Source organism: Bacillus sp. JJ1533, assembly GCF_036965045.1.
Taxonomy (GTDB): Bacteria; Bacillota; Bacilli; order Bacillales; family Bacillaceae_L; genus Ferdinandcohnia.
The window spans coordinates 34,166-46,530 of sequence record NZ_JBALOV010000011.1; the positions used below are offsets into that span (position 1 = coordinate 34,166).

General features: G+C 32.8%; 11 protein-coding genes and 1 pseudogene. All 12 read left to right on the plus strand.

The window, feature by feature from the left end; genetic code table 11:
- Positions 1 to 169: 169 nt before the first annotated feature.
- Positions 170 to 1,957 carry an ABC transporter ATP-binding protein gene (locus V7138_RS06125; RefSeq protein ID WP_335395013.1) on the plus strand — a complete coding sequence of 596 codons (1,788 nt, stop codon included), beginning with the start codon at positions 170 to 172 and terminating at the stop codon, positions 1,955 to 1,957.
- Between the two features lie 30 nt (positions 1,958 to 1,987).
- A complete protein-coding gene (locus tag V7138_RS06130; protein ID WP_335395015.1) occupies positions 1,988 to 2,998 on the plus strand; it encodes a glycosyltransferase family 2 protein in 1,011 nt (336 codons plus the stop codon).
- A gap of 61 nt (positions 2,999 to 3,059) precedes the next feature.
- The gene (locus V7138_RS06135) at positions 3,060 to 4,232 is read left to right on the plus strand and encodes a glycosyltransferase (RefSeq protein WP_335395018.1); all 1,173 of its coding nucleotides are present in this window, start codon (positions 3,060 to 3,062) and stop codon (positions 4,230 to 4,232) included.
- Positions 4,233 to 5,039 (plus strand): 6-hydroxymethylpterin diphosphokinase MptE-like protein, encoded by an 807-nt coding sequence (locus V7138_RS06140; RefSeq protein ID WP_335395021.1) that lies wholly within the window; start codon positions 4,233 to 4,235, stop codon positions 5,037 to 5,039.
- Entirely contained in the window at positions 5,036 to 5,782 is a 747-nt protein-coding gene (locus V7138_RS06145) for a 3-deoxy-manno-octulosonate cytidylyltransferase (RefSeq protein ID WP_335395022.1), read from the plus strand. Before V7138_RS06140 ends, V7138_RS06145 begins: the two co-directional genes overlap by 4 nt.
- Before the next feature lie 43 nt (positions 5,783 to 5,825).
- Positions 5,826 to 6,668, plus strand: a complete 843-nt coding sequence (kdsA, locus tag V7138_RS06150; protein WP_335395023.1) for a 3-deoxy-8-phosphooctulonate synthase — start codon at positions 5,826 to 5,828, stop codon at positions 6,666 to 6,668.
- On the plus strand, positions 6,640 to 7,650 hold the full coding sequence (locus tag V7138_RS06155; RefSeq protein ID WP_335395026.1) for a KpsF/GutQ family sugar-phosphate isomerase: 1,011 nt from the start codon (positions 6,640 to 6,642) through the stop codon (positions 7,648 to 7,650). The genes kdsA and V7138_RS06155 overlap by 29 nt, the downstream gene beginning before the upstream one ends.
- Positions 7,647 to 8,150: a KdsC family phosphatase gene (locus tag V7138_RS06160; protein ID WP_335395028.1), complete on the plus strand. Its 504-nt coding sequence runs from the start codon at positions 7,647 to 7,649 to the stop codon at positions 8,148 to 8,150. Before V7138_RS06155 ends, V7138_RS06160 begins: the two co-directional genes overlap by 4 nt.
- A complete protein-coding gene (locus tag V7138_RS06165; RefSeq protein ID WP_335395030.1) occupies positions 8,134 to 9,189 on the plus strand; it encodes an acyltransferase in 1,056 nt (351 codons plus the stop codon). Before V7138_RS06160 ends, V7138_RS06165 begins: the two co-directional genes overlap by 17 nt.
- A gap of 10 nt (positions 9,190 to 9,199) precedes the next feature.
- Positions 9,200 to 9,370: pseudogene (locus V7138_RS06170) on the plus strand (glycosyltransferase family 2 protein); the annotation flags it as partial.
- A gap of 109 nt (positions 9,371 to 9,479) precedes the next feature.
- A complete protein-coding gene (locus V7138_RS06175) occupies positions 9,480 to 10,754 on the plus strand; it encodes an IS110 family transposase (RefSeq protein ID WP_335395033.1) in 1,275 nt (424 codons plus the stop codon).
- Between the two features lie 804 nt (positions 10,755 to 11,558).
- Positions 11,559 to 12,365 (plus strand): 6-hydroxymethylpterin diphosphokinase MptE-like protein, encoded by an 807-nt coding sequence (locus tag V7138_RS06180; protein ID WP_335395036.1) that lies wholly within the window; start codon positions 11,559 to 11,561, stop codon positions 12,363 to 12,365.

Consider the following 12,365-nt stretch of genomic DNA (forward strand, 5'->3'; position numbering starts at 1 on the left):
AAGAACAAATCGTGGGTTATTATCATTGTAGGTAATACTAAAATAAACAAAATATCAAATCAAGTGAATATGGTTTATGTTCAAGTCTTATTTTTTTAGTTTTGTGTTCACTATAATGAACATCCATAAGGAAACTAAAAGAAATTAACAATTTTAGGGTGTGAATCAAGTGAAGGAAACAATCATAAAGCTATGGATGCTTTTTAATGCAAAAGAAAAGAAAAAGTTTTTTCTTCTTTTCATAATGCTAATCATAGCGGCAATTTTTGAAACGGCTGGAATCGGTCTGATCGTCCCTTTTGTTGGAATTGTAACGAATCCGACCATGATTCAAGAACAACCGATTTTAGCATTTATCTATGAATCATTTGGGTTTCAAACAACTAACTTGTTTGTACTCTTTGCAGTAGGTATTTTACTGTCAGTCTTCGTTATTAAAAATGCTTATTTATTATTTTATTACTATGTCCAGTACAAAGTTATTTACAACCAAAAAGTAAAGCTATCTAGGACAATGTTCAAAGAATACTTAACAAAACCTTATACATTCCATCTTCAGAGAAACTCTGCAGAATTATTAAGGAATGTAAATGGGGAAGTATCAAAAGTGTTTGATGGAATTTTACTATCAAGTTTTCAACTATTAACTGAGATTCTCGTAATCTTAGCTATTCTTACTCTATTAATAATTACAGCACCATTGGCAACCCTTACAGCAGGGACATTGTTAGGTGCAAGTGTGATTGTATTTTTTAAAATTTTCCGTAATAAGATTACTTATTTAGGGAAAGAAAATCAAAGAGTAAATCGTGAAGTCATTAAATGGGTAAATCAAGGGTTAGGGGCAAGTAAGGAAATAAAGGTTTCTGGAAATGAAAGATACTTTGTCGAGTCGTATGACAAACAAGGTAGATTATTAGCAAGGATTACTATAACAAAAAGCATGATTGATCAAGTCCCAAGACTTTTCATCGAAACACTTTTAGTATCAATTGTTCTTATCACGATGATTATTCTTGTTTTTCAAGGAACTGATACAGCCCAACTTGTTGCAACAATGTCTTTGTTTGCGATGGCAGCATTTCGCCTCATGCCTTCTATAACTAGAATTGTAGCAACACTAACCAACATTCGATTTAGTCTTCCAGCTTTAACAGTAGTTCATAAAGATTTATTTGATAATAATGAAGGAAACAAATCAATTAATTATGAAAATCCGTATAAAGAATCAAAGCCAATAAGGATTGGCGCATTCGAAAGAACATTCCACGATTCCATTCAACTGGATAGTGTATATTTTCGTTATCCGAATCAAAAGAAGCAATCTATTAAAAATGTATCGCTTTCTATTCCGATTGGGAGTTCTGTTGCATTTGTTGGTGCCTCGGGTGCTGGTAAAACAACAATTGTAGATATAATACTAGGGTTGCTTGAACCTGAGGATGGAAAGGTACTTGTAGACGGTAAAGAGTTAAGCGAACTCATGGATGTATGGAAACAAAAAATTGGGTATATACCCCAATCAATTTACTTATCGGATGAATCAATTCGGAAAAATATCGCTTTTGGTATTAATGAGAAAGACATAGATGATCAAACTGTTGAAAAAGCAATAGAGGATGCACAACTTAAAGAGTTTATTATGTCACTTCCGGATGGCTTAAATACCGTAGTTGGAGAACGGGGTGTAAGGCTTTCAGGAGGACAGCGACAGCGCATAGGAATAGCAAGAGCTTTGTATCATAATCCTGAAATTATCTTTTTAGATGAAGCTACTTCAGCCTTAGATAACGAGACGGAAATGGAAATCATGAAAGCAATAGATGGGCTTAAAGGTGAAAAGACATTAATTATTATTGCTCATCGCTTAAGTACCATTCAAAATTGCGATATTGTCTTTAAAGTGGACCAAGGGAAATTAATATCAACACAGTATAAATTAAGACAAACAATGTGATAGTTAACTTATGTATGAAAGGGGGAGAGGGTGCTGCCAACAATCAGTGTAATTATTCCAGTTTATAATGTGGAAAAATATCTGTCACGTTGCATTGATAGTGTCTTAAATCAAACCTTTCAAGATTTTGAAATTATTCTAGTGAATGATGGGTCTACTGATAAGTCAGGAGTAATTTGCGATAAGTATGCACAAAAGGATCAACGGATTAGTGTCATTCATAAAAAAAATGCTAGAGTTTCAGCAGCAAGAAATGATGGTATTAGAATGGCAAAAGGTAAATACGTAAGTTTTATTGACTCAGATGATTGGATTGAACCAGTAATGTACCAGGAGATGGTAAACAAAGTTCAAGAATATAATTTGGATATTGTAATGTGTGATTATATGAAAAAATCAGATGATTACGAAGACAAACGAACACAACCTATTCGAAGTGGTTATTATTCAAAAGGGGATATCGAACAAGAACTTTATCAATGTTTAATTATGTTTGATCATATCGAATTTCCACCAACTATTTCAAATTGGGTATGCTTATTTAATTTGAATTTTCTTATGGCTAACAATATACTCTACGATGAAGATATTCGCTATTGTGAAGATTCATTATTTGGGTCAAAGGCAATGTATCATGCAAATAGCTTTTATTATTTAAAAAATCATCATTACTATAACTACTTTTTTAACCCTAACTCTACTACGAATACTTATAGTGAAAAGAAATGGAATTCCTACTTAAAAATTAATGAGAGGTTAATAGAATATTTTGGAAATGTAAGTGAATTTGACTTTTCCAGGCAAATAAAAATTAATATGCTGTACTTCACATTACATACATTAGGGCAAATTTCACCTAAGAATACCGAAGTTAGTATAAATAGTATCATGGATATTATGATCCACCCAAAAGTAACAGAATTATTTAAGGAATTTAGTATGCCCAATGTATCATGGAAAACAAAAGTGGCAATCTTCCTTGTTAAATATAAAATGGCAAGGATTTACAAGGTTTTTGTATTAAGTCGTAAATTATCTTAATGCTTTTTGATAAATATCCAAAATATATATAAAGTTAATTCTTTCATAGTGAGGTTGAAAATTGAAAAAGAAAGTTCTGTTTGTAAATGGTCATTTAAATGTGGGTGGAGTTGAGAATTCTCTTCTAAATGTCCTTAAAAACATAGATTATGATTATTATGAAGTGGATCTAATTCTTTTTGAAAAACTTGGTGATTATGCTAATGAGGTACCTAAAGAAGTTAATATAACCTATTTTGATTTATCAAAAGCATTCGGTCCGATTATACCGTGTATCTTGGATAACATTAAAGATGGGAATTGGTTTGGAATATTTCTCAGATTTATCTTCTTGTTTGAGAAAGTAATTGGAGTAAGGGCGATATCACTTGCAAAACCACTTTTTAAATTACACAAAAAATATGATTGTGCTATTGCATACCGAGTAGGAATATGTTCTGACTTTGTTGGTTATGTTGTTAACTCCCCAAACAAGATTGTATGGTGGCATCATGGGTCGTATGATATCCCAGGAAGTCAAAATAAGCGGTGGCTAAAGGTATTAAGGAAATTTGAAAGATTAATAGCTGTATCTGAGAGCTGCAATGAAATTCTAAAGAATAATATTCCGGGAATTAGCCAAAAACTCCTTACGATCCCAAACATAATTAACGTTGGAGAGATAAGACGAAAAGCAACTGCTGAAACTAGCATTGAAAATAATGAAGGAATTACCCTATTAAGTATAGGGAGACTCTCTCCCGAAAAAGGGATGATTAATTGTGTTTATGCTTGTAAAAGGTTAGTTGCTACTGGGTATAAAGTGAAGTGGTATCTAATAGGAGAAGGTCAAGAACGATCTGAAATTGAGAAAGGTATCAAAGAAAATGAGTTAGAAAATAACATTACACTTTTAGGTGCAATATCTAATCCATATCCTTATATAAAAAATGCAGATATTTACGTTCATCCATCTTTGGTGGAATCGATGTCCATAACGGTATTAGAATCATTAGCTTTGGGTACTCCCGTTGTTGTTGCTAAGTCCATGGGGCCAAGTGAATTTATACGAAATAAAGAAAATGGCTTACTTGTAGAACCGACATCTGAGGGGTTGTTTAAGGGAATTGTGTCCTTGCTAGAAAATAAAAATTTGTATGAACATTTGAAGGAAGATAAAAGTGAAGTTTTAAGAAATTATAGTCCGGAAGTGATAATGAGAAAAATTTATGGGTTAATCGAGGTTGGGGAATAAATGAAAAGAGTAAAAAAATCAATATGTAAAATGATATATAAAACGAAAAAATATGGTAGTGAATTAACATTCCCATATACTGGAAATGGAAAAAATATGAGGGCTTTAAAAAATGTCCATTTGAATGAACGTTGTTTTATTATCGGGAACGGTCCAAGTCTTACAATTGAAGATCTTAATAAGTTAAAAAATGAAATTACATTTGCCTTCAATAGAATTTATCATACATTTGATCAAACTAAATGGCGACCTACATATTACTGCTCTGAAGATAATAAAACAATTTTTAATAGTAGAGAGGAGATTAATAGCCTAAGAGTAGAAAATAAATTTTTTCCTATTAACCTTCCAAGAGATTACAAGATTCAATTCAATAATGCTAAGTATTACATATTCAAATTTGGTGATGGGAGTGTCGAACCGAAGTTCTCTAATGACATTGTTAAAGGAATTTACTGGGGAAATACAGTAGCATACACCGCGATTCAAATAGCTGTATATATGGGAATTACAGAGATATATTTATTAGGCATTGACCATAATTTCAGCAAAATGGTTAATGATAATGGTGAAATAATAATTGATGAAACAGCAAAAGATTATTTTTGTGAAGAGTACAATTCTGACAAAGAAGATTTGTATATTCCTAACGTTGAAAAATCAACTAGAGCATTCATAGCAGCAAAGAAATATGCAGATAAAAACAATATAAAAATATACAATGCAACACGTGGTGGGAAGTTAGAGGTTTTTGAAAGGATAGAATTTGGCGAAATAATTAAAAAGAATGAGAGGCTGACAGTATGAGAATAGTTGGCGTTATACCAGCAAGGGGCGGATCTACAAGATTTTACAACAAACCATTGGCAAATATATTTGGAAAACCAATGGTATGGTGGGTCTACACGCATTCAAAGGAAGTAGAATGTTTTGATGAGGTATATATTGCAACAGATAGTGAAGAAATTAAAACTGAATGTGAATGCTTTGGGGCAAAAGTTATCATGACCTCTGCTGATCATGAAACTGCAACGGAAAGGCTTTATGAAGTATCACAATACATAGATGCTGACCTTTATGTAATGGTAAATGGTGATGAGCCAGTCATAGAAGCAAAAGATATCGTAAAATGCATTCCCGCTGATTTAAATAAAGAAGCCTTTTATGTGTCCAATCTAATGACAGATTTTTCAGATCCTGTTGAAGTAGTTGATACATCTAATTTAAAAATAGTAACAAATACAGATGGAATCTGTCTGTTCATATCTAGAAGCCCTATACCATTCCCTAAAGGTGGAATGAATTATTCATATCAGAAATTTGTGGGGGTAGGGGCCTTTACTAAAAGTGCTCTACAATACTATCATGATACTCCACGAGGACCCATCGAAAAAATTGAAGAAAATGATTCTTTTAGATTTATCGAAAATAGAAAAGACATTTATTATATAAATGCACATTGTAAAACGATTTCGGTAGATACACCTAAAGATATTGAAAAGGTTGAAGAATATATGAGGAAGAATAAAATACTGGCAGTTTCAAAATAATATGTTGATGAAAAATTATACTTTATTGGAAGGAAGAACAATAATGAAAACTATGAAGATTGGTAATGTTTCAATAGATAAAACAAATTTTACACTGATTGCGGGCCCTTGTGTCATTGAATCCGAAGGACAGGTGATGGAAGTAGCTAAAAGAATGAAAGAAATTACAGGAAGACTAGGTGTTCCTTTTATTTTTAAGGCATCGTTCGATAAAGCGAACAGAACGTCTGTTACTTCGTTCAGAGGGCCAGGATTAGAAGAAGGACTCCGGATATTAAAGAAGGTAAAAGATGAGCTAGAGTTGCCCGTTGTTACAGATATCCATGAACCTTTCCAAGCAAAGGTAGCAGCAGAAATAGTTGATATGCTCCAAATACCGGCATTTCTTTGTAGACAAACAGATTTGTTACTAGAAGCTGGTAAAACAGGATTACCAATTAATATCAAAAAAGCACAATTTCTATCTGCTAAGGATATGAAAAATGTCATCACAAAAGTTGAGGAAACTGGGAATACAAATATTCTTTTGTGTGAACGAGGGAATACATTTGGATACAACAACTTAGTCGTTGACATGACTAATATTATCGAAATGAAGAAGTTTGGTTATCCAGTAGTAATTGACGCAACTCACAGTGTTCAAAAGCCAGGAGGAAATCTTACGTCTACTGGTGGCAACCGAGAATATGTAGAACCGTTAGCTAAAGCTGCTATAGCTGTAGGTGCAGATGTACTATTTATGGAAGTGCATGAGGATCCGGATAATGCAAAATCTGATGGACCTAATATGGTAAAACTTGACCAAATTGAAGTAATGCTTCAAAAACTTATTAAAGTGTATAAGGCGGTGAATGAGGATGTTGAACAACATAGTTATTCAATCTGAAGTTAAGGTTGAAAATGAAATAGACATCCTTTCTGAAGCAAAGTCTGTTTTTGACACTGAAGTTACTGCTATTAATCTAGTCAAAGATGCTTTAGATGAAAGGTTTATAAAAATAGTGGAGTTAATCTCCAATTGTAAAGGGAAAGTAATTGTTACGGGTATGGGAAAGGCAGGACATGTAGCTAGAAAAATAGCCGCAACATTATCAAGCCTTGGAACATCATCCTTCTTCATTCACCCAGCTGAAGCTCAGCACGGAGATTTAGGGATGATTGCACCAGACGATATAGTTATCGCCATTAGCTACAGTGGTGAAAGTGAAGAAATCACAAAAACCTTACCAAATATAAAATTAATAGGGGCAAAGTTAATTGGAATCTCCGGAAATTCAAATTCAACACTTATAAGGTTTAGCGATTACTCCTTTGTATTCCCTAAGTTTATCGAAGCATGCACTATGAATCTGGCACCAACTTCAAGCACAACAGTCGAGATGGTTTTAGGGGATGCCTTAGCTGTATGTTTATCAAAAATTTACGGCTTTCAAGAGAGAAATTATGCATTATACCATCCAGCTGGCTCTCTAGGTAAAAAACTTCTCGTTAGAGTGAAGGATATCATGCATACAGGGGATCGTAATGCAGTTGTAAGTGAAGGTACTAAGTTAAAGGACGCTATTATTGAAATGAGTACGAAGGCATTAGGAATTATTAATGTCGTAAATCAAAATAGTGAGTTAATTGGAATTTTCACAGACGGTGACCTTAGAAGAACTCTTGCAAGAGAAGTAAATGTTTATGATTTAACAGTCGAAGATGTAATGGTAAAAACGTCAATCTCAATAAATGGTGACTTTCTCGCTGTTGATGCACTTAAGCTGATGAAGGACCAAAATATCTCTGCACTACCAATTGTACAGGAGAATAAGTTAGCTGGGACAATTCGAGTAAACGATATTCTTGGAGTTGGTATCGTCATATGATAAATGGAAAAGACCTATTAAAAATAAAAATGTTGGTAATGGATGTTGATGGTACCCTAACAAATGGAAAAATTTATATAGGAGACAATGGGGAAGTATTTAAAGCTTTCAATGTTAAAGATGGCTATCGTTTAATCAGCTTAGAAAAGTTTGATATTATTCCAGTCATCATTACAGGCAAAGAGTCTAAAATTTTATCTAAACGTGCAGCTGAGCTGAAAATTTCTGAGGTGTTTCAAGGAATTGATGATAAGCTAAAGGTTTTGGATGATGTACTTAATAGATACCAGTTATCTTATGAGAATGTTGCTTATATTGGTGATGATCTAAACGATCTTGAATGTATGAGGGTATGTTATTTAACAGCTTGTCCAGCGGATGCAGTTGAAGAAGTTAAAGAACAAGTAGATTTTATTTGCAAGTGTAATGGTGGGAACGGAGCTGTCAGAGAGTTTATTGATTTAATTGTCAAAAGAGGTAAATATGAGTCAAACAACTAATAACAATGCTGTTGATGTAATGAAATTCGTATGTGCGATATTAGTAGTTATCATTCACGCACCACCACTTCTCTCATATAATGAAACAGCAAACTTTATATTAGTGGATATAATTGCACGAATAGCAGTACCTTTCTTCTTTGTATGTGCAGGTTACTTCTTTTTTAATAAGGTAGATTTTAAGGACGGAAAGATTGAGAAAAATACTGATACTATAAAGCACCTCTATAAATATATTAAGCATTTTATTAGTATATATGTATTTTGGACTATATTTTATCTCTTATGGTGGATACCCCTTTGGCATAATGGTGGTTATTTAACTATTGCAAATTTGAAGGGATATATATTAAGTATTCTTATATCTGGAAGCTATTATCATTTATGGTATTTACTTTCGTTGATATATGGAATGATATTTACTTTCGTAATATTAAAACATGTCCAAGTAAAACTAGTAATTTTAATCGCAGTTATTTTCTATTTAATAGGCACATATCAATATTCATATACTTGGCTTATAAGCGAAAATTTTATTATTGGTCTTTTTAATCAAGTTTATGGTTCCCTTGATTCAATAAGTATTGGGATATTTAGGGCTTTTCCATATTTAATAATGGGGCTCATATTTTCAAAGTGTAGGATCAAAATTAGTCCCTCACTTAGTGCGATATTAAGTGTTTTATGTATAACATTGCTTGGACTAGAGGTGTGGTTACTTAAGACCACTGGTAATTCTTCCAGATTCTCATATGTTTTATTAACAGGGGTTACTGTATTCTTCATTTTTCATGCTGTAAGCAAAATTAAACTAACATACAACCAAGTATACCCAAAATTAAGGAAAATGAGTTCTATAATTTATTTTGTCCACCCAATGTTTATAAATATAAATGGGCTAATTTTGTCAAATTATTTTAATAACGATAATTCAACAATTTTATTTATTTCAGTAACATTTTATGCAATCTTGTTTAGTTTAGGTTTAATAAAATTATCACAAACTAAACAATTTTTACAATTAAATTCTGTTTATTGAGGTGATAAACATAAAACCTATTATTTCAATCATAGTACCTGTATACAACGTAGAAAAATATATCCATCGATGTCTTGATAGTATTTTATCACAATCCTTTTCTAACTTTGAACTAATATTAATTGACGACGGATCAACGGGTAAGAGTGGTTCAATATGTGATAATTATTCTTTCAAGGATAGCATTCCTGTAGATCGTTAAATATCAGGTTTGAAAAAAATAGAGCCCCTCAGTAAGATATTGAGTATAGACACCACTCTAACTCAGACCCTTAAGGAGGAAGCCCTATATGAATTTTAAAATGCAAGACAAACAAAATCAACTAATAGAAAGAATTACCGATACACATCTTATTGTTGGTGTTGATATCGCTCAACAACTACACGTCGCAAGGGCAGTTAACTTCCGTGGAATTGTAGTTGGAGATCCTCTTACATTTCAAAATAATGAAGAGGGGTTTATTAAACTATTAAACTGGATTCAAGATTTAAAAAGATTAAAAAACTTAGATGCAGCAATAGTAGGTATGGAGCCTACAGGCCATTACTGGCTTAACCTATCAAAATGGTTATTTAACCAGAACATTGAGGTAGTAACAGTCAATCCACACTTAGTAAAAAGGAATAAAGAGAATCGTGATAATACCCAATCTAAGAGTGATAAAAAAGACGCTCTCGTTATCGCGGATATGGTCAAAAACGGCTATTATTCATTGATCCGCCCAACATCAGAGTCGTTTGAAAAACTTAGAGTTTTAATGTCTAATCGAGATGTGATTGTAAAACGTCTCGTAATGTCTATTAATCAAATAAATCGATGGGTTGATGTTGTCTTTCCAGAACTGCGACAAGTGTTTAAAGATGTTTCGTGCAAAGGGGCCATCGCAACCCTCCGTTTGTTTCCGACACCAGATGAAATATCTTTAATGGAGCCACTAGATGTCATGACGGGATGGAAATCATTAATGAAAAGACAACCAGGATTTAAAAAGGCTCAATTACTAATCAGTCTAGCTAAATCTTCTATTGGAATTGGAATGGCACTTGATGCTTATAAATTTCACTTAGATCAATTGTTAGAAGAATATGACCTATCAGTAAAACAGCTCGAAAGAGTTGAACAACAAGTAAAAGAAGTTCTCAACCAAATACCATTCGCGAAGAAACTACTTATGATAAAGGGTATAAGTGAAATCTCATTAGCAGGGATTTTAGGCGAAGCAGGTGATCTATCTGGATTTTCCCATGGAAATTCTCTGTTACGTCATGCAGGATTACACCTAGCAGAGGCCAGTTCAGGTAAATGGAAGGGTCAGATTGTCATTTCGAAGCGTGGTAGGTCAAGACTTAGACACTTCCTCTACTTAGCAACTATGAGCCTTGTGATGAACAACCCTGAGTTTAAAGCAATCCATTCCCATAATGTGGAGGTAAAGAAATTAAAGAAAATGAAATCAATCATGAAACTCATAGGTAAATTAGCAAGGATTTTTGTAGGAATAGCGCGACGAAACGAGTCTTATAATCCACATAAAGTACAAGCTACAATCCCATTAGCAGCTTAGGAAAAACAGATACTAAAGGGATTAAAAAATATTAATCTATATCTTTATCTTTAATATTGAATGTTGTCTTATTCGTAGGAATTCAAATATGTACTGAGTACCAGGTTTATTCAACAAAAGGGCAATGTGACCCATCAGGATAGCATAACTGGCCTCCACCCCTTGGATAGGCATGACGAAGGAATGAGAGGGCATTTGACCCGTTGAGACATGGGAGGGAAAGCCTCCAGGGGCGGCGTGGAGATGTGCATTATATGGAAAAATATGGAGTATTAACTAACTCCTTTATTTAACTATGCCTTCACGAAGCCAAAATGATCCGAACTCGTTTCTATTAGCCGTAAATCCTATTTAAGGGATATGAAATCCTGCGAATTAGTGAGCATTCGAGAGAGATTCGTATCAAACTGAGGGAGTAGAATAAGAGTTGTTCACTTAAAAAATGGAGGGATTTCTAAGGCAAGAAATAAGGGGAAACGATACAAAGATCATTTAATAAAAAAATTAATATATAATAATAAAATTTTAAATTCAAAAGAATTCATTGAATGCTTAGAGTGGGCAGATACGTCCAAGGAAGATAATAGATATATAAAGTTATTAAGGACAAAAAATTATTTTCTAGTTTGGGTTGCCGAGCAAGTCATTGAGATGAAAAAGTATCTAAGCACCAAGAAAAGGGATAACAACAATCATTCGTCTCACGCTTAGAGTATAGTATAGGCTGGTAGTTTTGTTCAATTATATTTAAGTTAATTGCAAATACCATTAATGCAGAAGTAAAAAATTGGGAGAATGTATGAAATGCTCAAATATTTAAAAATGCTAATTAAAAAGATCTATAGACTAATAGGTATATTGGGTTTATATGTAGTTTATATTTTTTCTAAATATAGTATCCCAGCCAACAGAAATAACTACAGAATTTTAAAGCTAAAAAACAAATACAATGGTAAGCGTTGCTTTATTATTGGGAATGGACCGAGCTTGATGCCAGAAGATTTAGAAATGCTGAAAGGTGAAATTACTTTTGCTTCTAATAAAATATATAAAATTTTTAATAAGACGACTTGGAGACCTACATTTTATATGGTAGTTGACACAATAGTATTAGAGGAAAATTTAAAAGAAATAAACTTAGTCGAAGCAAAAACAAAATTCACTTTAAGTTGTTATAAACAATTGTTTAACGCAGATATTTATTTTAACAATAACCTAAATAAAGACAAACTCGGATCTTTTTCTAATAATATTATGGAATCTTTATATTCCTCAGGAACAGTTTCATATCATCTCCTACAAATCGCTCATTATATGGGCTTTTCAGAAGTATATTTATTAGGACATGATTATAATTTCAAGGGAGCTATCTCGAAAACAAAAGACTTATCATTCCTGGAAAAAGAGAATAATTCTCAATTATATTTTAGTAAAGATTATATTAGGGAGGGTGAAAAAAAAGCAGGTCAGGCTCCAGAAGAAATGTATAAAGGAATGGAAAAAGCAAAATTGATTTATGAATACTCAGGTAGAAAAATTTATAATGTAACCCGTTTGTCTTACTTGGATGTATTTGAAATGAAGAACTTTGATGAATTGTATGGGGGTTGA

Bases quoted from the DNA above. Each gene is read 5' to 3' on its own strand.
- V7138_RS06140 (WP_335395021.1), top strand. From the start codon at position 4,233: ATGAAAAGAGTAAAAAAATCAATATGTAAAATGATATATAAAACGAAA.
- V7138_RS06145 (WP_335395022.1), top strand. From the start codon at position 5,036: ATGAGAATAGTTGGCGTTATACCAGCAAGGGGCGGATCTACAAGATTT.
- kdsA (WP_335395023.1), top strand. From the start codon at position 5,826: ATGAAAACTATGAAGATTGGTAATGTTTCAATAGATAAAACAAATTTT.
- V7138_RS06155 (WP_335395026.1), top strand. From the start codon at position 6,640: ATGTTGAACAACATAGTTATTCAATCTGAAGTTAAGGTTGAAAATGAA.
- V7138_RS06160 (WP_335395028.1), top strand. From the start codon at position 7,647: ATGATAAATGGAAAAGACCTATTAAAAATAAAAATGTTGGTAATGGAT.
- V7138_RS06165 (WP_335395030.1), top strand. From the start codon at position 8,134: ATGAGTCAAACAACTAATAACAATGCTGTTGATGTAATGAAATTCGTA.
- V7138_RS06175 (WP_335395033.1), top strand. From the start codon at position 9,480: ATGAATTTTAAAATGCAAGACAAACAAAATCAACTAATAGAAAGAATT.
- V7138_RS06180 (WP_335395036.1), top strand. From the start codon at position 11,559: ATGCTCAAATATTTAAAAATGCTAATTAAAAAGATCTATAGACTAATA.